The sequence below is a fragment of the Actinomycetota bacterium genome, from assembly GCA_035759705.1.
Taxonomy (GTDB): Bacteria; Actinomycetota; CADDZG01; order JAHWKV01; family JAHWKV01; genus JAJCYE01.
In genome coordinates, this window is sequence record DASTUJ010000087.1 from 1 (window position 1) to 23,684 (window position 23,684).

Below are 23,684 nucleotides of genomic sequence, written 5' to 3' on the forward strand. Positions count from 1 at the left end.
GAGAATGCCGGCACGTCCAGCCGCCTCCAGTCGCCTGAATCCGGCTCCAGAACGAGCCGTGCCAGCTGCTCGCCGGTTCCGTTCGCGAACCCGAAGACCCGCGCCTCATCCCGGTGCAGGGCAACCACTCCGAAAGGATGGCCGGCAGCTTCGGCGACCAGCAAGGGGGAAAGATACGCAACCGGGCCGAGGCGTGCCAGATTCGGAAGAGAGGTGACGCAGGGAACCTGAACCACCTCGGCCGACTTAAGACCGGAAAAGATGGCGCAGCTGTGGCCCTCCGCAATGGGGCCGGCCAGGGACTCGATCAGGGGCTTGATCCACTCGACACAGCCCTGAAGCGCAGCGATGTAGTCGTGGTCCCCGTAGGCACGGGCGATGTCGTCCAGATCCCGCAGCTGGTTCTCGATCTCGATTCGTGAGGCGTCGGCGCACCAGGCCCCCGAGGCGTCGTCCCGTAACTGCATGTAGATCGACAGGATCCCAATTTGGTCCTGCATATGGGCGACCGACTGAACCGTGCGGGCATCAAGAATCTGGGTCATTTGAGGAGCCTCCCTCCGTCTACGACCAACGCCGTCCCGGTGACGTAGTCGGAAGCCGGGGAGGCAAAGAACACCGCTGCATTGCCGATCTCCCGGGGAGTTCCGAAGCGCCCCAGGGGGATTTGCTGCATGAACATCTTTCTCATCGCCTCCATTTGATCCGGAGCCATCTGGCCCGCCTGCAGCGGCCTGGTGGCGCCGGGCGTCTCGATCCCTCCGGGGGCGATCATGTTCACCAGGATGCGGTGGGGGGCCAGTTCGAGGGCCAGGTTCTTCGTGAACATCAGGACCGCACCCTTGGACGAGTCGTAGGCCGCAAGCCCCACGGCCGAGGGGTGGAAGCTGTCGATGGAACCGATGTTCACGATCCTTCCTCCGGCGCCCTGCTCGATCATCCGGGACGCCGCCGCTTTGGAGCAGAAGACCAGGCCCTTGAGGTTCACGCGATAGACCCGGTCGAACATCTCGGGCGTCATCTCGAGCGCCGGCACCATCGGGTAGATGCCGGCGTTGTTTACGAAGATGTCCAGCGACCCGAACTGCCGGACGCACTCGTCGACCATCGCCTGGCCGGCCCCGTCGGCGGACACGTCGGCACCGATCCAGGCGGCCTTGCCGGGCCCCTGGACCAGCTTCTCGGCCGCAGCCCTCGCAGCGTCCCCGTCGAGGTCGGCGATCAGCACGTTGGCGCCGGCCTCGACGAAGGACTCGGCGATCCCCAAACCGATGCCCATGGCGCCCCCGGTGACGACGGCGTTCTTGCCGGTCAGGTCGAATGGAAAAGTCATTTCAGCTCCTTTACAGATTCAGTGACCCGGATCACGCCGACATGGGCCGGCCCAGATGGGTGCTCCGGGAGATCCGGCTCCCCAGGACCCCGCCGGAGATGCGGTCGGAAACCAGGTAGAGGACTGCCGTAACCAGCATCGGCAGGCCGACGATTGCGTACAGCTCGGTCCCGGGACCCGCTTCAACCGGGCTGAATACGGAAGCTGCCGGCGGGACCAGTGCGCAAGCCATCAGCATCATGGCTGCGGGAGTCGGCCGGTAGTAACCCAGACCGGCGGCGGCAATGGCAACGACCAGCAGGGGGATCAGCGTGAACGGCCCATTGCGGTCCTCCAGATCCCGAAGGTTCTCATCAAAGATCCCCCACACGGCCAGGGAAACCGCCGCTGCCGTGAGCACTATCAGCATCACCTGCGCCACTGACGGCTTGAACCGAATTAGAAAGCCGATGCCCGCGAGAGGCACCAGCCAAGAGGCGACCATACCGACGCCCAGCCATCCGCCCGGGTCGGCAAGCGGCTCTCCGATGGCAAAGGCTGCGACGACGAAGCCGAAGGCTCCCATGATGCCGAGGCCCGCCCGCTTTACCAGCAGGGCCCTTCGCCCGCGATCCTCATCCCGGCGGAAGACGAGGATCAGGTTTCTGACGGCTAACAGTCCCAGCACGAGGGGCGTGCCCAGGATGATCAGATTCAGCGTGACCTTCAGTATTTCCGGCATTGGACTCCTCCCGTTTTGTCTGGCTCGGAAGTTCAGTCCACCACCCGGCGGGGTTCTTGGTTAGGGCCGGATGGCCTTGGTTGTCCGGGTCCTAGTACCTTTTTTGCGGTCTCGCATGGACTAGGCCACCGGGTCCAGCTCAACGATCTCGTAACGGAAGAACTCGCCCTCGGGCCAGCGGTCGGTACCGTAGTGCCACCCGAGCCGGCCGGCCGACGGGATCGTCAAACCGTCGAAGGTCTTGTATCCGGTGATTTCGCCTCCGAAAGGGTGTTCACCGAAGGTCCCGGTGCCGTCCGGGTCCCCCCAGCGGTCGAACACCAGGGAGACCACCCGCCCCTCTTCGTCTATACGAAGGTGGAGTTCCAGCCGCGTCTCCCCCAGCGAGTAAGCCGCCGTGATCCGGTCCGGTCCTTCGGCAGTCCACCGGACCCCGAATCGTGGAAGCAGCGCCGTGGGCAGCCAGATGGCCTCGGCGCCGCCGCGCCCGGCTGCGCTGCGAGATACGTCGGACCCCTCGGCGTGGGCCACCGTTTTGAGCCCGGCCAGCTTCCAATCGAGCAGTCCCTTCCCCTCGAAGTAACTGTCCGAGCCTGCGATCACCCCTCCGGCCCGGCCGGCCCAGACGAAGCCCACGTGCGGGCTCAGGATCTGGCGAGCGCGGAACGGCAGCCACCTTTTGACCTTGATCTGACCCTTCATGCGCAGCCTCGCCGAGGTGGCAACCGGCGTGCCCGGCGCAATCGCGGCGCTGAAGTACCTTTGGGCGGGCTCCGGCAGCCCGTCCAGCTCGTCGGGCGAGAACCCCTTCTGCTCCGCAGGGCGGATAAGCTCCCGCTCCATCTCCTTGAGACCGCTCACACCTTCAGTGTCCCCTCAGTCCCGGGCAGCAAACGCTTTCCCGCCACGACGGCCGCGGGCCAAGGCCAGAAGAGCGTATGCATGCCGAAATCCAGTGAGAGGGCGCCTGCCGAGCCGGCCGGCGAATCCGCCTTCCGCAGGCCCGGCGCCACGTGTGCCGCCGGTGCGGAGCTCACGGCCCGACCCAGGAGGACTTTCGGCCGGCCCGCCTGACCGCGGCGACAATCAGGACGATGGCTGCGACCAGCAAGACGTTGCCCACGATGAACAGGCCGATGTAGATAGGCCGGAGGATCGGGACCTCGGCTCCTATGTCTCCTCGGAACTCCAATCCCGGTGACGCATCTGCGTTCATGATCACCACCGACCAGGTGCCGTTTTCGACCGGCCACCGAATTTCCCGACTGCCGGGGCCTTCACTCGACGCGGCCCAGAAGGGCTGGCTCGCAGGCGAGGCAGAAGGCCCTCCCCCGGCGGTGGCCGGAAGGTTGCGGCCATCCTCCCGGGACAGGTCCGGGACCTCGGAGTACGAGACGCCGCTCAGGTACCGGTCGACGTCGGAGCTGCGGGCTATCCCAACGAAAACCGGTTTTTCCGCCCCGGTAATGTCCACACGCACATCGCCGATGATCGCTTCCGGGACCACTCGGTCGGTACCTTCCAGGTACACCTCCAGCCCTTCGGCCACCACCGCATAGGCCTCGGTGCTGAAATCGGCTGACGGTGTGGTTACGAATCCATCCTCGCGATTGCCGTCGACCGAGAAGACCACGACCGCGGCGGCCAGGACGCCGAACGACATCAGCCCGAACAGCGAACCGGCGACCAGGCTGATCACCGGTCCCGAGGTCCAACCGGTTTTCCCGGAATCAGCGCCTGAGATCCCGGCGCCCGACGGCCCGGAAACCGGACCGGCTGCCGGTGAGGAGGAGCCGTATGACTGCATCGTCATTGCCGAACCCGGCTCGTTCCCGCCCGAGTCCAGCCGGAAGGGCGGATAGACGTCGGTCATCAAACCCGCGTACGCCGCCACCCGGAGCACCCAGCGGTTGAGGCCCAAAAGGAAGTCGAACAGCTGCGCCGGATACCTGCCGGTGAACAGCAGGATCACACCGGCCACGAGTGCGAGCAGCGAGATCAGGCCGAACCCCCCGACCTCCCAGTTGTCACCCTCGACGGCAACCCAGGCGCCGCCTGCCAGCAGGCCGACGATTATGTAGTGGGGAATGGCCAACAGCCACCACTTGACCAGAACCAGGCCCCGGGAGAGCTTCTCGGGGTAGTCGATAGACAGGTGGACCGGGTATTCCGCGACTTCCTCCAGCGTGAAGGGCGGGTATCGGTCGGTTCCCAGGGCCCCGTAGGCGTAGTACGCCACCCGCCAGTTCCACCTCAGGACCCCGACGTTGAAGTCGAAGATTGCCCGGGGATAACTACCGGTGAACAGGATTGCGAAGAACGCTGCGACGCTCGAGACCACGAATGCCAGCCAGAGAAACGCCAGGACGACGTAGTGCGGGATCGCAAGAAACCACTTCACCAGCCAGAGCCAGCGAGACAGGTTTTCGTCCAGCCGGGCCTCAACCCTGACCGGATAGGTGAGCTGTGAGGACATCTATACCTCCTTGGATTTCGATGACGAAGCTGCTGCCAGGGATTCGGCTGGCGCAGCGTTGTGGCCGGCGCGGTCTCGGAGGGTGCGCAGCATCTTCTGCTCCATCAGAAAAGCGCCGGGGTCCGCTATGGATATGAAGAATTTGGCCCCGAGGCCGCCGGCAGTCCAGTTCTGCCGCCAGCGGCTAACCAGCCGGCTGCCGGGGCCTTCCGGGTAGATCGCCAGGCACCAGGTGCCGGCCTCGACGTCACCGGCGACGAAGTGGTGGTTCGGGACCAGTTCCCGGACGGTGGGCCCAAACCCCGGCAGCATGTCGATGCGGTCCCCGACCTTCAGATCCTGCAGTGCAGGGTCGATATGGTCCAGGCTCGGCTTGCCGTCGTTGTCGATCCAGTCGTAGCTGTACCAGCCGCCCCGGCCGTACCCGATCTGGACCAGCCAGCGCCAGAGCTCCTCCGGCGGGCAGTCAACCGATATCGCCCGGGTGGTCGAGTGAGCCTCGGGGATGATGTCGTCCCCCGGCATCGCCCGGGCAACCTCCCCGTCCGTGGCTCCCCAGCGTGAGTGCCGCGGGCGGACGTATCGCACATATAAGGCGATCTTCAGGGCGGCGGTGGCTGTGCAAACGGCGAAGCCAACCCAGCCGAACAGCCTTACGGCGGCCGCAAAGACCGCCGCGACGGCGGCAGCGCACGCCATGACAATGCCGACGATCCTCGTCTTGGTCCTCATGATGCTCTCCTTCAAATCCGGAAACGGGTGCAAGCCTCATGCATTCACCCCTCCGTAAACAGAGTCAAAGGTCCGGAGTCGCGAGGGACCCTTGGCCCTACTTTGCGAAATCGCCCGGGCGCAAAGTCATGGTGTTGGACAACAAACGAAAGGGGCCGTGACATGAAGCCGGTACGGATGTGGCTGGGCCTTCTGCTGGTGACGCTGGGGGCTTTCGGCATGATGGATGTCCTGGGAATCCTGAGTTGGGAAGACACGGTGTCGCGGTGGTGGCCGGTTGCGCTCATCACGTTGGGTCTGATCACCATGGCCTCCGAGCGGCGGATTTCATTCGGCCCCTCCCTCGTAACCGGCATCGGTGCGCTGCTTCTCCTGGGGCGACTGGGCCTGATGGACGCCAGTGCGGCTGGTCCACTCGTGCTCCTCGGAGTCGGCGTCGCAATCTTCGTGAGCTCCTTGAACCACTCTGCCCCCGGCAAGGCGGCCGGGCGCCAGTCGGTTGCGCTGTTCGGTGAGAGCAAGATCCGGAATCAATCCGAGCACCTGACCCACGCCGACGTGTCGGCCATCTTCGGCGGGGCAACGCTCGACCTGCGCGAGGCGCACATCGACGACGAGGCTACGGTCGACGCCACGGCGCTGTTCGGAGGGGTCGACGTCCTGGTCCCGGAGGGCTGGAGGATCCAGATGGGGGGCATCCCGATCTTCGGGGGGTTCGAGGACAAGACCAAGAGCCAGTCCGAGCCGGCGCCCGGGGCCCCGACCCTGCGCGTGAACGCCACCAGCATCTTCGGCGGTGTCACCGTAGCGAACAAGGCGGGTTGAGGTTGGCCGGCGCACCCGGAGCGGCGCCCGCAGCCGGGGATCACAGGGTAGGTGACAAGCCGAGGCCGGAGATCACCGTCCGGAGCCTGGTGAGCTTCTTCTCGATTAGCTTCGGACTCGGTTGGGGCGTGGCGGCACTGGCGATCCTGTTCCAGGAACAGGTGGAGTCGGTCTTCGGCGAGATCGGGTACACCAACCCGCTGTTCGTCTTCGTGGTGTACTCGCCGGCTATCGCCGGAATCTTCCTGGTTGGACGTCACTACGGCGCCAAGGGCCTGGCCGGCTACCTCAAGCGCCTGACCCTCTGGCGGATGCCGGCCCCCTGGTGGGCCTTCCTGATCTTTGGGATACCGGCGATCGTGTATGCGGGAGCCGCCCTTAAGGGCACCTTCTCGGACCCGTTCCCCTTCTCGCCCTGGTACGGGCTCTTCCCGGCGCTGGCGATTGCCATGGTGATCGGTCCGGTCGAGGAGCTTGGCTGGAGGGGCGTGGCCCTGCCGCTTCTCCAACGGCGGTTTGCTCCGCTTTGGGCGAGTTTGATCCTCGGAGCGTTCTGGGGACTGTGGCATGCCCCCGCCTTCCTGCTCAGCGGAACACCCCAGAGCTCGTGGTCGTTCGCCCCCTACGTGGTCGGCGTCCTGGCGCTTGCGGTGATCGTCACCCCGATGTTCAACTCCGCCCGGGGCAGCATCCTGGTGGCGGCGCTGTTCCACTTCCAGGTCAACAACCCGATGTGGCCCGACGCCCAGCCCTGGGACACGCTGGTCTACGTGATCGCCGCTGTGGTAGTCGTTGCGATCAACCGTAGGTCCATGTTGACCCGGGGCAGCGGTGTCACCTCGGTTCTCATGGAGGAAGATGGAACCCGGCAGCAGGTCTAAGTCGATACGGAAGGCCCGTCGGATGACCCGGTGGCACCCCGAGCCGGCCCCTGAAGGCGGACTCGACCCATTTGCGACCCAAACCCACGTGTCGCTGCTTGTGTTTGCCGGCGACCGGGCGTACAAGCTGAAGAAGGCCATCCGGACCCCCTTTTTGGACTTCTCGACCCCCGAACTTCGGCTTAAGGCCTGCGAGCGGGAGGTTGAGCTGAACCGCCGGTTCGCTCCGGACGTGTACCTCGGTGTGGCCCAGGTCCTGGGACCCGAGGGGGAGGTCTGCGACTCGCTGGTGGTGATGCGCCGTATGCCGCCGGACCGCCGGTTGTCTACGCTCGCCCGGGAGGGTCGCTGCGAGGAATGCCTCGAACAGCTGGCTGAGGCGGTTGCCGGCTTTCACCGGGTGTCGCCGGCGGGGCCGGAGATCGACGCGGAGTGCACCCGGGATGCGGTAGCCGCCCGCTGGGACGCGAACATCGCCCAGCTTGAGGACTTCGCAGCCAATCTCGAGGACCCGAACCTGCCCGAGCGGATCGCCGGGCTGGTTCGCACCTACCTGGCGGGGCGCGGGCCGCTTTTCGAAGCCCGCATCGCCGGCGGCCGCATCCGGGACGGCCACGGCGACCTCCTTGCCGACGACATCTACTGCCTGGACGACGGCCCCCGGATCCTGGACTGCCTGGAGTTCGACGACCACCTCCGGTACGTCGACGTGCTGGACGACGCCGGCTTTCTGGCCATGGACCTGGAGCGGATCGCGGGGAAGGAGCTGGGCGAGAAGTTCCTGCAGGCTTACGTGGATGCCTCCGGCGAGAGCCACCCCGAGTCGCTCTCCCACCACTACCGGGCCTACCGGGCCCACGTGCGGGCCAAGGTCGCCGGCATGCGCTTCGAACAGGGCGACCAGGAGGCGCTGGCCGAGGCAGCCACCCTTCTGGAAATTTCCCTCCGCCACCTGGAGGCCGGGCAGGTCAGCCTGGTGCTTGTCGGCGGCCTCCCCGGCACCGGCAAGTCCACGGTGGCCCGGACCCTGGCCGAGGAACGGGGTTGGATAGTCCTGCGCTCCGACGAGGTCCGCAAGGAGTTGGCGGGCGTCACGGCGTCCAGCCATCAACCGGCCGCCTACCGGGAGGGGCTCTACGGCGCGGACCTGACCTCGGCAACCTACGATGCGCTGGTCGAGCGGGCAAGGCCACTTCTCGGGCAGGGGTACTCGGTCGTACTGGACGCCTCCTGGTCTTCGGAGGAGCGGCGGGAGGGGGCTGCCGGCCTGGCCCGGAAGACCTTCGCCCGACTGGTACAGCTGGAGTGCCGGGCCCCGAGTCAGGTCGCCGAGCAGCGCATCGCCGCCCGCTCCCTCCGGGGGGACGACCCGTCCGACGCCACGGCTCAGGTCGCCCGGGCGATGGCTGCAGAGTTTGATCCGTGGCCGGAGGCGGAACATCTGGATACATCGGGCGAACCAGATTCGACGCTGGAAAGTGCTGCGCAGATAGTCTCGAAGAAGCTATCGACCAGAGACAGGCCCAAATGAGCGCTCCAAAAACCGCGACCTCAGAGCTCAAGGCGAAGGACCTTGAAGACCTCGACCTGTGGTGGCGAGCCGCCAACTATCTGTCCGTCGGCCAGATCTATCTTTTGGACAACCCGCTCCTTCGGGAGCCCCTTCGCCTGGAGCACGTCAAGCCCCGGCTTCTCGGCCACTGGGGCACCACCCCCGGCCTCAACTTCCTCTACGCCCACATGTCCAGAGTTGTCCGGATTCGCGACCTCAACTGCATGTGGGTCGTCGGCCCCGGCCACGGCGGGCCCGCCGCCGTAGCCAATGCCTGGCTGGAGGGGACCTACTCCGAGGTCTACCCGCAGGTACCTCTCAGCGAGGAGGGCATGCTCCGGCTCTTCCACCAGTTCTCCTTCCCCGGCGGCGTAGGCAGCCACGTCACGGCCGAGGTCCCCGGGTCGATCCACGAGGGCGGCGAGCTCGGGTACTCCCTGGTCCACGCCTATGGAGCGGCGTTCGACAACCCGGATCTGGTGGTGCTCTGCGTCGTCGGCGACGGGGAGGCGGAGACCGGCCCCCTGGCCGCCGGCTGGCACTCCAACAAGTTCCTGAACCCGGCCACCGACGGTGCGGTTCTACCGGTACTGCACCTCAACGGCTGGAAGATTGCCAACCCTACAGTTTTGGACCGCATCCCCAGGGACGAGCTGAAACGCCTGATGGAGGGCTACGGCCACCGCCCCTACTTCGTCGAAGGCAGCGATCCGGAGGAGATGCATACCAGGATGGCGGGCACGCTGGAGCGCGCACTGGACGACATAGCAGAGATCCAGGAAGCCGCCCGAACCTCGGGCGCGACCAACCGGCCTGCCTGGCCGATGATCGTCCTGGCCAGCCCCAAAGGCTGGACCGGCCCCAAGGAGGTCGGGGGGGTAAAGATCGAGGGCACCTACCGCTCGCACCAGGTCCCCCTGGCCAAGGTGCGGGCCAACCCGGACGAGCTCGCCGCCCTGGAGGCGTGGCTTCGCAGCTACCGTCCCGAGGAACTGTTCGATCCCACCGGCCGGCCGGTGGGGCGTATCCTGGCCGCCGCCCCCGAGGGGAACCGGAGGATCAGCGCCAATCCGGAAACGAACGCCGGCAGCCACTCCGACCTGTCGTTGCCCGATTTTCACGACCACGGCGTCGAGGTCAAAAAGCCGGGAGGCTCGATGGACGAGCCCACCCGGGTGCTCGGCAAGTTCCTCCGCGATGTCGTCGAGCGTAACGCCGGCGCCCGCAACTTCCGCATCTTCGGCCCCGACGAGACGGCCTCCAACCGCCTCTCTCCGGTGTTCGAGGTGACCGACCGGGCCTGGATGGGCGGCAGCAGCCCCGACGACGACCACCTGGCGGCCGACGGGCGGGTCATGGAGGTGCTGAGCGAGCACCTGTGCCAGGGCTGGCTCGAGGGTTACCTTCTGACCGGCCGCCACGGCATATTCAACTGCTACGAGGCGTTCATCCACATCGTCGACTCGATGTTCAACCAGCACGCCAAGTGGCTGAAGGTGACGGCCGAGGTCCCGTGGCGGCGGCCTCTCCCGTCGCTCACCTATCTGTTGAGCTCCCACGTCTGGCGGCAGGACCACAACGGCTTTTCGCACCAGGACCCCGGGTTCATCGACCACGTGGTCAACAAGAAGGCGTCGATCATCCGGGTCTACCTGCCGCCGGACGCCAACACCCTTCTATCGGTCATGGACCACTGCCTGCGCAGCCGTCACTACGTCAACGTGGTGGTCGCCGGAAAGCAGCCGCAGCCGAGCTGGCTGTCGATGGAGGATGCCATCGCCCACTGCACCCGCGGTGTCGGCATCTGGGAGTGGGCCTCCAACGACGAGGGCGAGCTGCCGGACGTCGTCATGGCCTGCGCCGGGGACGTCCCGACGCTGGAAACGCTCGCTGCGGTCGACATCCTCCGTCGACGGCTACCGGATCTGAAGGTCCGGGTGATCAACATCGTCGACCTCATGAGGCTTCAACCGGAGAGGGAACACCCCCACGGTTTGAGCGACGCCGAGTTCGACGTTCTGTTCACCACCGACCGTCCGATGATCTTCGCCTACCACGGGTACCCGTCGCTGATCCACCAGCTTGCCTACCGGCGGACCAACCACGACAACCTGCACGTCCGGGGCTACAAGGAGGAGGGGACAACCACGACGCCGTTCGGCATGGTGATCATGAACGACCTGGACCGCTACCACCTGGTCATGGACGTCATCGACCGGGTCCCCAAGCTCGGTACCCGGGCTTCCCACCTGCGTCAGGAGATGGCCGACGCCCGGCTTCGCGCCCGGGCCTATGCGTACGAACACGGGGAGGACCCGCCGGAGGTTCGGGATTGGACCTGGCCCTCCTGAACATCCTGGTGGTGAACGCCGGCTCGAGCAGCCTGAAGGTCCGGATGCTCGACGGTCACGACGAGGTGGTCGCTTCGGCGAACCTCCAGCCGGGCGACGAGGGATGGGGCGAACTGCAGCGACTCATAGAGGCCTGGCCCGACTTCGAGGTGTCGGCGCACCGGGTGGTGCACGGAGGAAGCCGGTTCCGGTCGGCGGTGGTCGTCGATGACCGCGTGGTCGCCGAGCTGGAAAAACTGACCCCACTGGCGCCGCTTCACAACCCGCCGGCCATCGACGGAATCCGCACCCTCCAGAGCCTCCGGCCGAGCGTGCCGGCGGTCGCCTGCTTCGACACCGCCTTCCACAGCACCCTTCCGCCCGAAGCCTCGGTCTACGGGATCCCCTGGGAGTGGACCGAAGACCTGGGCGTAAGGCGCTACGGGTTTCACGGCCTCAGCCACTCCTATGCCTCCCGGCGGATCGCCGAGTTGATGGGACAGAGACCGGGGGGCCTGAAGGTCGTCACCTGCCACCTCGGCGCCGGGGCCTCACTGGCGGCCGTCGACGGGGGCCGCTCGGTGGACACCACCATGGGCTTCACCCCGCTGGAAGGGCTGATCATGGCCACCCGGAGCGGGTCGGTCGACCCCGGCGCCCTGCTGTGGCTGCAGGAAGAGCTGGGTCTGTCGCCGGCCGAGATGACCCACAAGCTGGAGCACTCCTCCGGGTTGCTTGGGATGAGCGGCCGCTCGGCCGACACCCGGGAGATCTTCGCTGCTGCGGACGCCGGCGATGTCCACTGCAGGGTAGCGATCGATACCTACGCTGCCCGGGTCCGGAGCGGGATAGCTGCAATGTCGGCCTCCATGGGCGGCGTGGACGCGGTGGTCTTTACCGGAGGCGTCGGGGAGTCTTCCTCCCGGATGCGAGACTTATCTTGCCGGAACCTGGGGTTCCTCGGAGTCGAGCTGGACCCGGAGAGGAACAATAAGGCTGCCGGCGACGCCGGCATCTCGACCTCGGAGGCTCGAACCCCGGCATGGGTGGTTACGGCCCGCGAGGACCTGGAGATGGTTCGGGAGGTACGCCGCGTCTTGAACGGCTAACTAGGACCCGGGCGTTGTGGTGCGCCGCACGAAATAGGCGGCGGCCTCCGCCCTGCGGTTCACGCCCAGCTTGCTCAGGATGCTGGAGACGTAGTTCTTGATTGTCTTCTCGGCGAGATCCAGCTCATCGCCGATCTCCCGGTTGGTGTGGCCCTCGGCCAGCATCGCCAGGATGCGTTCCTCCTGGCCAGAGAGCCGCTGGAGCTTCTCGTCGCCAACCAGGTGCTTGCCCTTACGGAGGCGCTCGAGGATTGGTGCGGTTATCTGTGAGTCGAGCAGGCTTTCTCCCCGCCCTACCGCCCGGATGGCCCGAAGCAGGGCGTCGCCCTGGATCTGCTTCCGGACGTACCCGGAAGCGCCGGCCAGGATGGAGGCCAGCACAGCCTCGTCGTCGGCGAACGAGGTGAGCATCAGGACCTTCGTCTCGGGCAGGCTGCTGCGAATCTCCCGCGTGGCCTCGATGCCGCTCCCACCCGCCAGCCTGACGTCCATGACGATGACGTCCGGCCGGGCGATGGATGCCTCGGACACGGCATCCCTGACCGTGCCGGCCTCGGCCACCACGCTCAGGTCCTCCTCGGCGTCCAGGAGCTGCTGGATCCCACGGCGGACTATCTCGTGGTCGTCTACCAGCATGACCCTCAACTTTGCTTGATCCACGCCGCCTCCCTGTTAAGAATCCCGACTGTAAGGCACGGTAAAACGGCTTCTTAGGGCCTAATGGCCCTGCCTTGATAGGACTTTTAGGTTTGTCATCTAGGCAGAAGGACGCGAAGGCAGGTACCCGCCTCGGCGGTGGAGCGCAACTCTACGTCGCCGCCCAGTAGGCTGGCTCGCTGCTTTAGGTTCTCCAACCCGAAGCCCTTCCCCCGAACGCTGGGGTCGAAACCGATCCCGTCATCGTCTACCTCCAGGAGCGCTACCCCGTCCTGGTGGTACAGGCTCACCCGGCAGCTCGTAGCCTGCGCGTGCCGGGCCACGTTCGAAAGGGCCTCTCGGGTCAGCTGGACGATTTCGCTCGCATCGCTCTGAAATTCTGCTGCGATTTCCTCATCGATCTCGACGATCGTCAGCACCCCGCTCCTTTCCTGGAAGTCGGAGGCCAAGCTCCGGAGGGCATCGTCCAACTGGCGGGCCGACAGTTGGGAACGAAGGCCGAAGATGTAGTTGCGCAGCTCCTTGATGACCCGGTCCAGCTCGTCGACGGCGTAAGCGATCCGGTCGGCAACATCCGATGCCTCTGCCATGGCGGCGGTGGCCTGCAGGTTCATACCGACTGCAAATAGCGACTGGATCGCGCCGTCGTGCAGGTCCCGGGCAATCCGTTCACGGTCTTCGAGGACGGCGAGCCGGCGCAGCTGGTCCTGGGTGCGGCCGTATTCCAGAGCCACCGCTGCCTGTGCGGCCAGGTTGGAGATGGGGGCGAGGTCCTCCTGGAGAAACGGCCGGTTGGTGCCGAACCGCACCACCGCCATCGCTCCGAAGATCTTGCCTCCGGCCGACAGTGGCAGAAGCATTGCGGGCCCGGAAGGCGGCATTTTCACACCATCCGGCCGGTGAATTCGTGGGTCGTTTCCGGCGTCCGGCACTATGAACGCCTCTCCCGCCTGGATGGCCGCCCCCGAGAGGGAGCCGGCGAGGGGGATTTTGAGGTTGCGGAACTGCTCGGCGCCCTCCCCCTCTGCCGCGACAATCACAAGAGATTCGCCGTCGCCCGCCGGGGTGGAGATCGTGGCCAGGTCGGCCTGGGCGAGCTCGCAGGCGTACCGGGCGACCAGCCCAAGGACCTCGGCGGTATCGGAGTTCTCTAGAATTGCCGCCGAGATGGTCCGGCTCACCTCCAGCCGTCGCTGACGCAGCTCGTTGGCCTCGAACAACCTTGCGTTGTCGATGGCCGCCCCTGCCTGCGCGGCCAGCAACATAAGGGTCTTCTCGTCGTCCTCGGTGAAGTTGCCGCCGCCCTCCTTCTCCGTCAGGTAGATGTTGCCGAAAACCTCGCCCCGGGCCTTGATCGGCCCGCCGAGAAACGTCGACATCGGCGGGTGGTTGGGCGGGAATCCGTAGGACCGGGGGTCCCGGCTGATCTCGTCGAGCCGGAGCGGGCGGGGGTCCTTGATCAGCGCGCCCAGGATGCCGTGGCCCTGCGGAAGGGGTCCGATCCGCTGGCGTTCTTCCTGGGAAAGGCCGGTCGTCAGGAAATCGGAGAGCCAGCCCTCGCGGTTTATTACCCCGAGTGCGGCATAACGGGCCCCGGTAAGCTCGGCGGCCATCTCCACGATGCGCTGGAGCACGGTCTGGGTGGAGTGCTCTGCCGTCAACTGGAGTGCGGCTTGAAGAAGGCGTTCGTGACGCGTGCCGCGACCAAGTTGTGCCATCGTCTACCCAGTCCTATTACGCAGACAGATGTTGCCGGCCATTGGTCCCGAAGGCACTGGCCCTGCCGCGCCTTGTTCCGGCGCACCTAGTGTCTTAAGCATGACCGGAAGCTCAGATCATTCTGCCTCAGATCTGCCCAAAATTGAACAGAAATTGCGCTCGGTACCTCCTGCTGATCCACAGAGGAACGGTGTTCAGGTTTTTCGACAAAAGGCCACCATGAACCGGGTTATCGGCGGGAAAGAAGCGTTCGGTTCCGGTACGCGGCTTCTTAGCCGTGGGTGGTTCCGTCCCCCGGAAACTGACTGCTCGAACGGCTGAAGCTTAGGCCGAACAGCTTCCCGGGCCTCTCCCGTGACCCGACGGAGCAAGGACCTCCACGGCCCGGGCCAACTTGCCGAGGAACTCCGCCACAGCCAGCTCTGCCGCCATCTGAAAGTTCCGGTTGTACATAAAGCCGGCTGCAAGTCTTCCGGTTATGGAGCTGTTCAGCGAGAGGTGGCAGAGCGCCGGCCCCAGCCGGCTCAACGTGATCTCTCCCACCATGGCGATCAACGATGGGTCCTCGGTGGAGCACTGTATTGGGACGGCCACCCGTCCGTCCTCCTCGGTGGGCGGTCCCAGGTTGAGCTCACCCAGGTTCAGATGGCCACCGATCTCGCCCGGGAGAATTGCGGGCCGGTCCGGCTCCCCCCTGAACAGGGTCCTGTGCACCTGCTCGTCGTCGACGGCGCGCAGAAAAGCCGGCAGCGCAGCATCGAACGGGAGACCCAACGGCTCGTAACAGTAGATAAGCATGGAGTCAGTGTGCGGCCGGTCCCCTCGCAGAGTAAGTGACTAAAGACCCTGTACTCCCGGGCCTCATGACGAATTGGTCCTGACGCCGGTTCGGCCGGCCAGACCACCCGTCCCCTCCTCCACAGGACCTTCGGCCCTATCTGGGCGACGGATCCGCTGACAAAGTCATCTCCGGGACAACTGAAGGGAGATGAGATGACTCTGCACACCGAAAACCTCTCCAGAACCTCCGTCCCGGCCGCCGCCGACCGTGCCCTCTGGCGCAAGTGGTCCTTGGCGTGGCTGGGAGCGGTAGCCCTGGCCCTGCTGAATGCCACGGTTCGAGAGGTCGCCTACGTGGACGCCGTGGGCGAGCAGGCCGCCCACCAGATTGCGTCCATTGCACTGATCCTGCTGATAGGGGCTTGGGTTGCCCTCCTCGAGAGCCGGTGGCCCATCCCCTCAGCCCGCCAGGCCCTGGCCATCGGGTTCGCGTGGGCCGCAGCAACCGTTGCGTTCGAGTTTGTGTTCGGGTTCGCAACCGGAGTGAACCTCTCCGAGATCGTTGCCAACTACAACCTCGCCGACGGAAAGCTTTGGGTTCTGGTCCCGATCGCCACCGCTTTCATGCCGGCTGCGGTTCGGCGGGCCCGACTCCCACGGACCGCTCGCTAGGCACTGTCGACCCAGGAGGAAAACGATGGATCTCAAAGAGTTCATAGGCAAAGGCCAGGAAACCATGACGGTTCGGCGGGTCTTCGGCGAGCCGTACGTGCAGAACGGCGTCACGGTCGTCCCGGCGGCACGTATCCGCGGCGCCGTAGGCGGCGGCGGAGGCGACGACAAGAGCGAGAGCCACCAGGGCGAGGGCGAGGGGGGCGGGCTCATCCTCCACGCCGCTCCCGTCGGCGTCTACGTGATCCGTGGGGAGAAGGTCACCTGGGTTCCCTCTTTCGACCTCAACCGCGTGATCCTCGGCGCACAGCTGACCGCAGTGGTGGCCCTGGTCGTTTCGAGGTCATGGGCTCCAAGGAGCTCGGGACGCAAGGCCAGGTTCGGACGCAAGCACCTGATCAAGAAAGGATCGTGAGATGACCGGTACGAAGGCGAAGGTAGCCAACGGCTACCGAATTGGGTGGGGACTGTTCTTCGTGGCTTCGGCAGTCTTCAACGCGGTGGTCACGCTGCCCAACTCCGAAAAGGTCCTGGAAGCCTTCGAAGGGCTTTCGGTTCCGGGGGCAGACACCCTGCTTCGGGCACTCATGCCCTTCGCCGCGGGGCTGATCGCTGCCGTGGTGGTTATGGAGGCCGTTGTCGGCGCCCTGATCCTGTCCAAGGGGTACCGGGCCCGCCTGGGCCTGGCGGCATCGATGGCCTGGATCGTGGGGTTGGTGCCGTTCCTCAGCTGGTACGGTGCCGTCAACCTGGTGCTGGCATTGAGCCTCATTCCGGTGCTGGGCCGGGAATACGACAAGAGCCTTTATGACATGACTTTTGGGCACCTGGGAGGTAAGAGTCCCGGCGTGGTTCTCAGGTTTTCCACCCTGGCGGTGACCGCACTCATGGCCTTCGCGGGCTTCTTCGGCGGAGTGGCTCTCATGACCAACGACGATTTCGTTCCGGGCGGTTACCTGGAGAAGACTCCGTTTTCGTCCTGGGTGATCCCAGGGATCCTGCTCCTTGCCTTCGTAGCCCTACCGATGCTCGCAGCAGCGGCAGTGATTACTTTCCGCCGGTCGGTCTCGGGGCTGGCGGCGGCGGCAGCCGGCGCCCTCCTGGCTGCGTGGATAGTCGGCCAGCTGACGATGCTGGACTACGGGATGGTTCTCCAGCCCGCGATGCTGCTGGCGGGTCTGGGGATCGCGGGGATGGGCTTGCTGATCCACGCTCGAACCGGGGAGAAGCGCTGGGAGCTGTCCGGCGCCCTGGACGAGTACCTGAGCCGTTTCCACCTGAACCGCCCCGGCCGTCGAGGACGCTTTGCGGGAGGCCTCAGGTAAAGCGCTTCTGAACAAAACATCGAATCAAGCGAACAAAGGAGGTGGCTCATGGCCATGGCAGGCACAGATCCGGGCACCACACAGTCCGGAACGTCCAGGGTTCTGCGCAGGAGCAGAACCGACAGGGTAGTTGGAGGGGTCTGCGGCGGGCTGGGCGTGTACTTCGGTCTGGACCCCATTGTGTTTCGAATCGCATTCGTCATCCTCGCCCTGGCTGGCGGCGGAGCCGGCGTTCCGATTTACCTGGTCGCCTGGATCCTCATGCCGGAGGGACAATCTACGCCTCCGAGTCCCGAGGCCAGGTCCACCAACCCAGCGTCGTTGGTGATCGGAGCCCTCTTCGTAGCAATAGGGCTGGGGCTGCTGGCAGACATGGTGGCACCATGGTTCGACCGCCTGTTCTGGCCCGCACTGCTCGTGGGACTCGGCATTTTCGTGATTACGGGAAGCCGTAGTAGGGAGGGAACGAAATGACCGTCTCACACACTTCAGGGGGATTCTCCCGCCTGTCGAGGGGGCGTGCGCTTACCGGAATCACACTCGTCGGAGTAGGCGTACTTTGGCTTTTGGAGACTGCAGGCGTCGGTCGCGTCGACTGGTTCTACGTCCTTCCCGGCATTCTCGGCTTGATCGGGATTGCGATGATCGCCGGTGTGGGGGGACATTCGGCCGGCGGTTTGATGCCTCTGGGCTTTGTCCTCATTGCCATCATGTTCCTGGGCACACTCGTTCCGAGGAGCCTGCAGCCGGGCGCCAGCGTGGGAAACCGCTCGTTCTTACCGGCAACCGGCTCCGAGCTGAAAAACGACTACAGGCACGGAATGGGCAACCTCGAGGTGGATCTTCGCCGGCTGGACCTAGTTGGTTCGCGGAGTGTCACCGCCTCCGTAGGCATGGGAGAGCTCGTTGTACGGGTTCCGGAAGGGATGAAAGTGGACATCCGGGCAACCGCCGGCATGGGCGACCTCAGCGTCTTCGGAAGTGAGCGAAGCGGCGTGGCTCCCGCGCTCAACTACCGTTCCCCGGGTCGCGCCGATGGCGACGTTCTCGAGCTTCAACTGTCGGTTGGAATGGGAACTGTGGAGGTGCGGCGATGATTCAAACGAAGATCGCAGGAGCATGGTTTCTGATAATTGCCCTCTTGTTCACCGGCGACCGGCTCGGCTACCTCAGCCTGAGCGCAACGGCGTTTGCGTCGGTGGTGCTGATAAGCATCGGCACGACCATGATGTTCCGAACGGAGCCCGGCGACACCCACGCCCGGTAGTCAACCCCCTACGTACACGAGGCCGGATCGAAAGTCCGGCCTCGCTTTTTTTGCCCGGTTCACTCCGGGCGGTTGGTACGTCCGACGAGTGTTGCGTGCGCGTGCCGGGCGGCAGCGTCGCTGACCGAGCCCAGAATTCCCCGGAGCACAGGCCCATGTCCGCGGGAGCCTACGACAACCAGGTCGAAGCCGCCTTTGTCCGCCTCCTCCAGGACCAGGTGATGAGGTGAACCGTCGGTTGCAACCGTCTCAGTCTGAAATCCCGCCCGACGCAGGACCTCTCCCATCCGGTCCGCTTTCTCTTTTGCCTTCTCGGTGTAGTCGCCGACAAGCGCCGGATCTAAGCCGACCATTGAGGGGTAGGGATATCCGCCCGCCATCGTGTAGGGGATCTTGGCGACTGAGACGACCGTGACCTCGCAGCGTGACGGGTCCACCAGCGAGGCGAAGTCCGAGACGGCCGCACCTGCAGCCCCGGATCCGTCCGTAGCAACCAGGACCTTCAGCTTGCCCTCAGTCCTCGGCGGTTCGTGAACGACCAGAACCGAGACGGGGCTGTTGTGGAGGACGCAGGTGCTTACGCTGCCCAGGAGGATGTGCCCCAGCCAGCTATGACTCCCCGCGCCTACCACCACCAGGTCGAACATCCCCTCTCGGGCTCTTTCGACGATGGACCGGCCCGGCAGACCTTCGACCACCTCGCCCTGGACGGTGAAACCCTGCTCCTCGAATCCGGCCACCGTCCGGTCCACCACAGCCTGCGAGGCTGCGCGAACCTTCTCGGTCAGGTCGGGAGCCAAAATGTAGGTCTCCGGGAACATGGGCAGGCTGTCCGCTACCGAGAGGATTGTGATCTCGCTGTCGGACGGTTGTGCCGATGCCATCAGCAGTTTGGCCGCCGCCCCGGACGCCTCCGAACCATCGGTTGCAAACAGAATCTTCATCGCTCCACCTGCCTCTCGTCGAAACCTCCAATGCTTACCTTCAGGCTCGCGCCGCTACGAGACACGTCTAAGGGCCGTTCAGACCTGGATCCGGGGGACTTTGTGCCCTAAGAAACGGGGACGCCCCCCGGTCCGAAAGACCTGAAATCGCCGGGCCAATCGGCCCTAGGGTTGCGGCGGCGTTCGGCACCATGATCGGTATGGCAGGTGCGGTGAAGGAGAACTCGATGAGACTGGCCGATCGGACGGCAGGCGGGCACCCGGCGCATTCCACGGGGCCGATGACCCGTCATTCCTCTGCAGGGCGCCGGAACAACACCTCAACTGCCCTTACGGTTGTTGCCGGTGCGCTGGGAGTGGCCCTGGTGGCCTGGGCCGGCACCGACCTGCGCCTTTTGGTGCCTGCGCTGCTCTCCGCAACCGGCGTCATTCTGCTAGCAGCAAAAAGAACCCGGTTGACGCGCCTGCTGGTGCCTGCCGGACTTATTTTGATCGCCTTGATCTTTCTGCAGTACGTCACGCCCCCGGGCTGGCAGCTCGGGCGCACCTTCGGAAGCCGGTCGGTGGCCCCGCAGACGGCAACCTCCGATGGGATTGAAATCACTCATGTCATGGGGACACTGCACGTCGACCTGACTGAGACCGACCCTGAAGGAGCGGGCTACGTATCTGCGACCATCGGTGCAGGCACCCTGGTCGTCACTGTTCCGGCGGAGGTCGATGTCCAAGTCAAGGCCCGAGCAGGGATTGGTTCGGTCAATTTGTTCGGGCAGCAGCGCAGCGTCCTTGGAGCGACCCTGGTGACCAGCGAGAGCGTTACCAACGCCACGGAGATTCTTCGGCTCGACCTTTCAGTGGGCGCCGGCTCAATCGAGGTCCGGCGATGACCTTCGGGCGAACGTCCGGAGGAGTATTCCTTGCGCTAGGTTTGGTCACCCTCGCCGAACGGCTCGGCTACCTGGAATTGAACTCGGTGGTCTTTCTGGCACTCGCAATCCTGGGTGGAAGCCTCATTTCCCTTACTCGAGCGTTTGGCACGTACCGCACTGGGGCGGGACGTCCGAGTGAGCGCCCCAAGGACTCCAGGTGAAACAAATGCTCCTAATGCGCCGCTGGGGACGACGAGGCCACGCTGAGGGCGCCGCCCACGTGTAGTGCCCAACGGCGAACCTCGTCGGGACTACAGCCGGCTCGGTCAAACACCCCGGCAACACCGGAATCCGGGCCCAAATCGAGTTCTGAGTCGAACAGTTTGTGTTCCAGGGGGTCGGCGAGGGAGTTCAACAGACTCAACTCCGACTTCGATTCCAGCTCGGTGTTTCCGGTCGACCCGCTCGAGAACAACCACACCATGCGGTGGCGGAGTTGACGCTTGTGGTCCCTGACGAACTCTTTTGCAGCGCCGATCCAACGGCCGTTCTGGACGGCGCTGCCGGCCACCACTGCGTCGTATTCGTCCAGAGAGGTGATGTCTTCCAAAGACATAAGTGTTGTGTCGAATCCCGACGCCATAAACGTCTGGGCAAGCAGCTGCGATATTTCAACAGGCGTCCCATGGGCGACTGTGACCAGCACTCTAAAGCTGGTTTTAGGAGCACGCGTATGGGTGCCCGGCAGCCGTGCCGGATTATCCATCGGGGTTCGATGCAGATTTCATCACCGATTCCAGGGTGACCTTTTCCGGATCCTCCCCGCGGGCTATTGCTCCGAGGATGTCCTCTTTCGTGGCGTAACCCTCGACCTTTCCGTACCGGTCCAACACCGTTAGGGAGTCCATTAGCCGGGCAGCCAGGGTTCTAGCCGCCTCGGCCAGGGAGAGATGCCGGTCCGCGGAAACGGCGAATTCATTGGATTCCATCTGAACCTCCTCCGATTCGTTCCAGATTCCTACGAATCCGGGTGCGAAACCAGGGCCGAAAGTCACATCAATCTTGGGACCTCCAGCCACGCTCAAGGCTTTGGTCCCGGAAAGATGGGGTCGATCGACCCTGCCGGCTGAGGGGCCGGCGACTCACAATCGACAACATGCTGAATCACAACCGGGAGGCGACATGGAGACGATCGGCAAAATTGAAGGGACCGGCAGCACCCAGCAAGCAGGAGCTCGGGCCGATGACGAGCTGATCAGTCCGTGGCCCCGCAAGGTTCTCTTGGCCTGTGACGGCTCGAAGCATTCGGCTAAAGCAGCCAACATCGTGGCGGCGATGGTTTCACCCGGGTCGAAGGTGCGGGTCATTACCGTACAAAGCTACGAATTCGCTGCCTACACGGGGGAGTGGGGACCACTGAGCGACGAGCCGGAGAGGCAGGAACGCCTGAGGTCCATCATCAGGCAGGTATTTCGTGAGCCTTTGGAGCTCCTCAAGAAGTCCAGTTGCGAGGTTGAGCGGACCAGCCGCCTGGGGAACCCGGCAGAGCAGATCCTCGAAGAAGTCGGCGAATGGCATCCCGACCTTCTGGTGGTAGGGAGGGCGGGCATGGGCGGAATGTCAAGGCTTCTGCTCGGAAGCGTCTCCACCCACCTGGTCAAACACACGCCGGTGCCGATCCTGGTGGTTCCCTAAAGGTCGCCCGGAGCCGGCTTCGGGGTGCGGCCTCCCGGCGGTTCGGAGGTGGGCGTGGTCTGCAGTGCCTCAAGCAGCCGCAGAATCTGATCGTTCTGCCAGCACAGGTGGTCGAAGGAACGCTGGTTGACCTCGTAGTCGTGCTCCGCCATATCCCGGTCCTTGGCCGCCTGACGGTTCTGCGACATCATCACTATCGGCCCGGTGTACGCCGCCTGGAAAGAGAGCACCAGGTTGAGAAGGATGAAGGGAAAGGGGTCGAAAGGCTTTCCCCGCATCACTTGCACGGCCACGAAGCCGTTGTAGAGGATCCAGAGCGAAAGTATCGAGGACTGCAGGATTATGAAGGGCCAGGATCCCACCCTGGCAGCGAGCGCATCCGCTACTCTTTCGCCGGTAGTCCGACCGTCGGTGTGCCTCAGGTTGACCGGATGTTGCCTTCCGTCTGAGCCCGAACTCATGCAGCACCCTCCCGCTCTATCGATCCCCCGAATCCGACCTGCTGGGAGCGATCCTAAGAGACGGCCGTTTCGGGACGGCGAATCGAGAGCTCAGGCAGCGAGGTCCCGCCGCTCGAAGGTCATCACCGCAAGCCCCAGGAACAAGGCCGCCGAGATGACCAGGACGGCGGCACTCGCCGGACTGGGTCCATTGCGAAGGGGCTGGAAGCCGCTGGAGTGGTACAGAGGCGAAAGCTTCTGGTAATCGCTCAGCCAGTCGACCAACGGCGCCAGCGAGTTGAGCAGGAAGGCGCCCAGGGCCAAAGCGGATGAGACGGCGATGGCGATGCCCCGCCGGCCGGTGGCGCACCCCACCAAAAGCGCTACTGCCCCGAACTGGGTTCCGAGGAGCATTGCCCCCAAAACGGCCGCCGCCAGGTTGCCCAAATTCAGTGGTTCGTCGATCAGCCGGCTCCCCACTGCCAGCGTCAAGAACAGTCCGCCGGACATGGCGATCATGCCGACTGCGAAAGACCCGAACTTCTCCACAACCACGCGGCTTCGGGTCACGGGGGCGGACAACAGGAGATCGATGGTCTTCTCGGACTCCTCCTTGGTCGTGGCGGAGGACCCGAAACCTATGGCCGCCATGAGAAACAACAGTGGAGCGGTCATGCTGAACATCTCCACGTCCAGGTATCCGGTCAGGGTAGTCATCTCCTGCATGCCGAAGATTGACTTAAGGGCGTCCGGGTAGGCGTCGAGCATCTGCTGAAGTTGGGGTAGCTGGCCCCGGATGCTCGGAAATATGGCCAGATACATGACCGTCATGCCGGTCAGCCCCGCGGTCCACGCCAGCGTGGATACCCGGCGGTCGTGAAGAGTTTTGCCGAAAACGCTACGCAGCATCGCCGCTTCCCTCCTTGCTGTAATAGCCCATGAAAATCTCTTCCAGGTCGGGCTCGTGAGTGACGAGGTTCACTACGTCGTAACGGGCCAGGGCCTTGATCAGCCCGTCCATCGAGCCATCCACGACGAGGCGGACCATCGGCCCCACCTGCTCCGCAGCCTTGATGCCGGGAGCTCCGCCAAGTGCGTCGGGATCCACCTGACCGGCAAAGGTCACGTCCACCCTCCGGACCGCCCTGCGCTTTAGGTCGGACATCAACTCGACCGCAACGAGCCGGCCCTCCCGCAAAATGCCCACCCTGTCCGCAACCCGCTCTACCTCCGAGAGGACGTGCGACGAAAGAAACACCGTGCGCCCGTCTGCGGCCACCTGCCGGACGAGCTCCTGGACCTTGTGCTGCATCATCGGGTCCAGGCCCCGGGTGGGCTCGTCCAGGATCAACAGCTC

28 protein-coding genes are annotated in these 23,684 nt (G+C 64.8%); 13 read left to right on the top strand and 15 right to left on the bottom strand.

Annotation, left to right across the window (positions count from 1 at the left end):
* The 6 genes from VFV09_05860 to VFV09_05885 form a co-directional block, all read right to left on the bottom strand.
* The coding region (locus VFV09_05860) for a hypothetical protein (GenBank protein HEU4867239.1) at positions 1-545 on the bottom strand (545 nt) is incomplete at its 3' end.
* Complete coding sequence (locus VFV09_05865) at positions 542-1,333, bottom strand: SDR family oxidoreductase (GenBank protein HEU4867240.1); 792 nt, start codon at positions 1,331-1,333, stop codon at positions 542-544. The genes VFV09_05865 and VFV09_05860, both read right to left, overlap by 4 nt.
* A 31-nt stretch (positions 1,334-1,364) precedes the next feature.
* Positions 1,365-2,054: a hypothetical protein gene (locus tag VFV09_05870; protein ID HEU4867241.1), complete on the bottom strand. Its 690-nt coding sequence runs from the start codon at positions 2,052-2,054 to the stop codon at positions 1,365-1,367.
* 120 nt (positions 2,055-2,174) lie between these two features.
* Positions 2,175-2,915, bottom strand: a complete 741-nt coding sequence (locus VFV09_05875) for a DUF6544 family protein (protein HEU4867242.1) — start codon at positions 2,913-2,915, stop codon at positions 2,175-2,177.
* A gap of 172 nt (positions 2,916-3,087) precedes the next feature.
* Positions 3,088-4,530, bottom strand: coding sequence for a DUF4389 domain-containing protein (locus VFV09_05880; GenBank protein ID HEU4867243.1), 1,443 nt, complete (start codon positions 4,528-4,530; stop codon positions 3,088-3,090).
* Complete coding sequence (locus tag VFV09_05885; GenBank protein ID HEU4867244.1) at positions 4,531-5,262, bottom strand: hypothetical protein; 732 nt, start codon at positions 5,260-5,262, stop codon at positions 4,531-4,533. It abuts the gene before it with no gap.
* A 162-nt stretch (positions 5,263-5,424) separates the two neighbouring features.
* Between VFV09_05885 and VFV09_05890 the strand changes: the two genes are divergently transcribed.
* From VFV09_05890 to VFV09_05910, 5 genes are read left to right on the top strand one after another with little or no spacing between them, the layout of a single operon-like run.
* Entirely contained in the window at positions 5,425-6,087 is a 663-nt protein-coding gene (locus tag VFV09_05890; protein HEU4867245.1) for a LiaF domain-containing protein, read from the top strand.
* 2 nt (positions 6,088-6,089) lie between these two features.
* A complete protein-coding gene (locus VFV09_05895; GenBank protein ID HEU4867246.1) occupies positions 6,090-6,968 on the top strand; it encodes a type II CAAX endopeptidase family protein in 879 nt (292 codons plus the stop codon).
* A 22-nt stretch (positions 6,969-6,990) separates the two neighbouring features.
* Positions 6,991-8,499 carry an AAA family ATPase gene (locus tag VFV09_05900; protein ID HEU4867247.1) on the top strand — a complete coding sequence of 503 codons (1,509 nt, stop codon included), beginning with the start codon at positions 6,991-6,993 and terminating at the stop codon, positions 8,497-8,499.
* Positions 8,496-10,871, top strand: a complete 2,376-nt coding sequence (locus tag VFV09_05905) for a phosphoketolase family protein (GenBank protein ID HEU4867248.1) — start codon at positions 8,496-8,498, stop codon at positions 10,869-10,871. The genes VFV09_05900 and VFV09_05905 overlap by 4 nt, the downstream gene beginning before the upstream one ends.
* The gene (locus tag VFV09_05910) at positions 10,853-11,959 is read left to right on the top strand and encodes an acetate/propionate family kinase (GenBank protein ID HEU4867249.1); all 1,107 of its coding nucleotides are present in this window, start codon (positions 10,853-10,855) and stop codon (positions 11,957-11,959) included. The genes VFV09_05905 and VFV09_05910 overlap by 19 nt, the downstream gene beginning before the upstream one ends.
* Here VFV09_05910 and VFV09_05915 read toward each other — a convergent pair whose 3' ends face one another.
* The 3 genes from VFV09_05915 to VFV09_05925 all read right to left on the bottom strand — a co-directional run bounded on the left by VFV09_05915 (position 11,960) and on the right by VFV09_05925 (position 15,133).
* Positions 11,960-12,595 (bottom strand): response regulator transcription factor, encoded by a 636-nt coding sequence (locus VFV09_05915; GenBank protein ID HEU4867250.1) that lies wholly within the window; start codon positions 12,593-12,595, stop codon positions 11,960-11,962. It abuts the gene before it with no gap.
* Positions 12,596-12,711: 116 nt separating this feature from the next.
* Positions 12,712-14,334: a GAF domain-containing sensor histidine kinase gene (locus tag VFV09_05920; protein HEU4867251.1), complete on the bottom strand. Its 1,623-nt coding sequence runs from the start codon at positions 14,332-14,334 to the stop codon at positions 12,712-12,714.
* Between the two features lie 325 nt (positions 14,335-14,659).
* The gene (locus VFV09_05925; protein HEU4867252.1) at positions 14,660-15,133 is read right to left on the bottom strand and encodes a hypothetical protein; all 474 of its coding nucleotides are present in this window, start codon (positions 15,131-15,133) and stop codon (positions 14,660-14,662) included.
* Positions 15,134-15,328: 195 nt separating this feature from the next.
* Here VFV09_05925 and VFV09_05930 point away from each other — a divergent pair, with 195 nt between their 5' ends.
* From VFV09_05930 to VFV09_05955, 6 genes are read left to right on the top strand one after another with little or no spacing between them, the layout of a single operon-like run.
* The gene (locus VFV09_05930; protein ID HEU4867253.1) at positions 15,329-15,787 is read left to right on the top strand and encodes a hypothetical protein; all 459 of its coding nucleotides are present in this window, start codon (positions 15,329-15,331) and stop codon (positions 15,785-15,787) included.
* A gap of 25 nt (positions 15,788-15,812) precedes the next feature.
* The gene (locus VFV09_05935) at positions 15,813-16,202 is read left to right on the top strand and encodes a spore germination protein GerW family protein (protein HEU4867254.1); all 390 of its coding nucleotides are present in this window, start codon (positions 15,813-15,815) and stop codon (positions 16,200-16,202) included.
* Between the two features lies 1 nt (position 16,203).
* Positions 16,204-17,112, top strand: coding sequence for a hypothetical protein (locus VFV09_05940; protein ID HEU4867255.1), 909 nt, complete (start codon positions 16,204-16,206; stop codon positions 17,110-17,112).
* Positions 17,113-17,160: 48 nt separating this feature from the next.
* A complete protein-coding gene (locus VFV09_05945; protein HEU4867256.1) occupies positions 17,161-17,586 on the top strand; it encodes a PspC domain-containing protein in 426 nt (141 codons plus the stop codon).
* A complete protein-coding gene (locus VFV09_05950; GenBank protein ID HEU4867257.1) occupies positions 17,583-18,209 on the top strand; it encodes a LiaF domain-containing protein in 627 nt (208 codons plus the stop codon). The genes VFV09_05945 and VFV09_05950 overlap by 4 nt, the downstream gene beginning before the upstream one ends.
* The gene (locus tag VFV09_05955) at positions 18,206-18,379 is read left to right on the top strand and encodes a hypothetical protein (protein HEU4867258.1); all 174 of its coding nucleotides are present in this window, start codon (positions 18,206-18,208) and stop codon (positions 18,377-18,379) included. The genes VFV09_05950 and VFV09_05955 overlap by 4 nt, the downstream gene beginning before the upstream one ends.
* A gap of 59 nt (positions 18,380-18,438) precedes the next feature.
* On the opposite strand, the gene VFV09_05960 is transcribed toward VFV09_05955, so the two are convergent.
* A complete protein-coding gene (locus VFV09_05960; GenBank protein HEU4867259.1) occupies positions 18,439-19,323 on the bottom strand; it encodes a universal stress protein in 885 nt (294 codons plus the stop codon).
* Between the two features lie 227 nt (positions 19,324-19,550).
* Here VFV09_05960 and VFV09_05965 point away from each other — a divergent pair, with 227 nt between their 5' ends.
* Positions 19,551-20,210 carry a LiaF domain-containing protein gene (locus tag VFV09_05965; GenBank protein HEU4867260.1) on the top strand — a complete coding sequence of 220 codons (660 nt, stop codon included), beginning with the start codon at positions 19,551-19,553 and terminating at the stop codon, positions 20,208-20,210.
* A 214-nt stretch (positions 20,211-20,424) separates the two neighbouring features.
* Here the strand turns inward: VFV09_05965 and VFV09_05970 are convergent, their stop codons facing one another.
* Positions 20,425-20,898, bottom strand: a complete 474-nt coding sequence (locus VFV09_05970; protein HEU4867261.1) for a flavodoxin domain-containing protein — start codon at positions 20,896-20,898, stop codon at positions 20,425-20,427.
* Between the two features lie 52 nt (positions 20,899-20,950).
* A complete protein-coding gene (locus VFV09_05975) occupies positions 20,951-21,181 on the bottom strand; it encodes a CBS domain-containing protein (protein HEU4867262.1) in 231 nt (76 codons plus the stop codon).
* A 193-nt stretch (positions 21,182-21,374) separates the two neighbouring features.
* Here VFV09_05975 and VFV09_05980 point away from each other — a divergent pair, with 193 nt between their 5' ends.
* Entirely contained in the window at positions 21,375-21,887 is a 513-nt protein-coding gene (locus VFV09_05980) for a universal stress protein (GenBank protein HEU4867263.1), read from the top strand.
* Here the strand turns inward: VFV09_05980 and VFV09_05985 are convergent.
* The 3 genes from VFV09_05985 to VFV09_05995 all read right to left on the bottom strand — a co-directional run.
* Positions 21,884-22,249, bottom strand: a complete 366-nt coding sequence (locus VFV09_05985) for a DUF1003 domain-containing protein (GenBank protein ID HEU4867264.1) — start codon at positions 22,247-22,249, stop codon at positions 21,884-21,886. The two genes, VFV09_05980 and VFV09_05985, sit on opposite strands and share 4 nt — an antisense overlap.
* Before the next feature lie 189 nt (positions 22,250-22,438).
* Positions 22,439-23,236 carry an ABC transporter permease subunit gene (locus VFV09_05990; GenBank protein HEU4867265.1) on the bottom strand — a complete coding sequence of 266 codons (798 nt, stop codon included), beginning with the start codon at positions 23,234-23,236 and terminating at the stop codon, positions 22,439-22,441.
* Positions 23,226-23,684, bottom strand: a 459-nt coding sequence (locus VFV09_05995; protein ID HEU4867266.1) for an ABC transporter ATP-binding protein, incomplete at its 5' end; no start/stop codon positions are given. The genes VFV09_05995 and VFV09_05990, both read right to left, overlap by 11 nt.

What these genes read in the sequence shown, in the direction of transcription:
- VFV09_05865 (HEU4867240.1), bottom strand. Translation starts at nt 1,333, where the DNA reads ATGACTTTTCCATTCGACCTGACCGGCAAGAACGCCGTCGTCACCGGG.
- VFV09_05870 (HEU4867241.1), bottom strand. Translation starts at nt 2,054, where the DNA reads ATGCCGGAAATACTGAAGGTCACGCTGAATCTGATCATCCTGGGCACG.
- VFV09_05880 (HEU4867243.1), bottom strand. Translation starts at nt 4,530, where the DNA reads ATGTCCTCACAGCTCACCTATCCGGTCAGGGTTGAGGCCCGGCTGGAC.
- VFV09_05885 (HEU4867244.1), bottom strand. Translation starts at nt 5,262, where the DNA reads ATGAGGACCAAGACGAGGATCGTCGGCATTGTCATGGCGTGCGCTGCC.
- VFV09_05890 (HEU4867245.1), top strand. Translation starts at nt 5,425, where the DNA reads ATGAAGCCGGTACGGATGTGGCTGGGCCTTCTGCTGGTGACGCTGGGG.
- VFV09_05900 (HEU4867247.1), top strand. Translation starts at nt 6,991, where the DNA reads ATGACCCGGTGGCACCCCGAGCCGGCCCCTGAAGGCGGACTCGACCCA.
- VFV09_05905 (HEU4867248.1), top strand. Translation starts at nt 8,496, where the DNA reads ATGAGCGCTCCAAAAACCGCGACCTCAGAGCTCAAGGCGAAGGACCTT.
- VFV09_05915 (HEU4867250.1), bottom strand. Translation starts at nt 12,595, where the DNA reads ATGCTGGTAGACGACCACGAGATAGTCCGCCGTGGGATCCAGCAGCTC.
- VFV09_05920 (HEU4867251.1), bottom strand. Translation starts at nt 14,334, where the DNA reads ATGGCACAACTTGGTCGCGGCACGCGTCACGAACGCCTTCTTCAAGCC.
- VFV09_05925 (HEU4867252.1), bottom strand. Translation starts at nt 15,133, where the DNA reads ATGCTTATCTACTGTTACGAGCCGTTGGGTCTCCCGTTCGATGCTGCG.
- VFV09_05930 (HEU4867253.1), top strand. Translation starts at nt 15,329, where the DNA reads ATGACTCTGCACACCGAAAACCTCTCCAGAACCTCCGTCCCGGCCGCC.
- VFV09_05935 (HEU4867254.1), top strand. Translation starts at nt 15,813, where the DNA reads ATGGATCTCAAAGAGTTCATAGGCAAAGGCCAGGAAACCATGACGGTT.
- VFV09_05940 (HEU4867255.1), top strand. Translation starts at nt 16,204, where the DNA reads ATGACCGGTACGAAGGCGAAGGTAGCCAACGGCTACCGAATTGGGTGG.
- VFV09_05945 (HEU4867256.1), top strand. Translation starts at nt 17,161, where the DNA reads ATGGCCATGGCAGGCACAGATCCGGGCACCACACAGTCCGGAACGTCC.
- VFV09_05950 (HEU4867257.1), top strand. Translation starts at nt 17,583, where the DNA reads ATGACCGTCTCACACACTTCAGGGGGATTCTCCCGCCTGTCGAGGGGG.
- VFV09_05955 (HEU4867258.1), top strand. Translation starts at nt 18,206, where the DNA reads ATGATTCAAACGAAGATCGCAGGAGCATGGTTTCTGATAATTGCCCTC.
- VFV09_05960 (HEU4867259.1), bottom strand. Translation starts at nt 19,323, where the DNA reads ATGAAGATTCTGTTTGCAACCGATGGTTCGGAGGCGTCCGGGGCGGCG.
- VFV09_05965 (HEU4867260.1), top strand. Translation starts at nt 19,551, where the DNA reads ATGAGACTGGCCGATCGGACGGCAGGCGGGCACCCGGCGCATTCCACG.
- VFV09_05975 (HEU4867262.1), bottom strand. Translation starts at nt 21,181, where the DNA reads ATGGAATCCAATGAATTCGCCGTTTCCGCGGACCGGCATCTCTCCCTG.
- VFV09_05980 (HEU4867263.1), top strand. Translation starts at nt 21,375, where the DNA reads ATGGAGACGATCGGCAAAATTGAAGGGACCGGCAGCACCCAGCAAGCA.
- VFV09_05990 (HEU4867265.1), bottom strand. Translation starts at nt 23,236, where the DNA reads ATGCTGCGTAGCGTTTTCGGCAAAACTCTTCACGACCGCCGGGTATCC.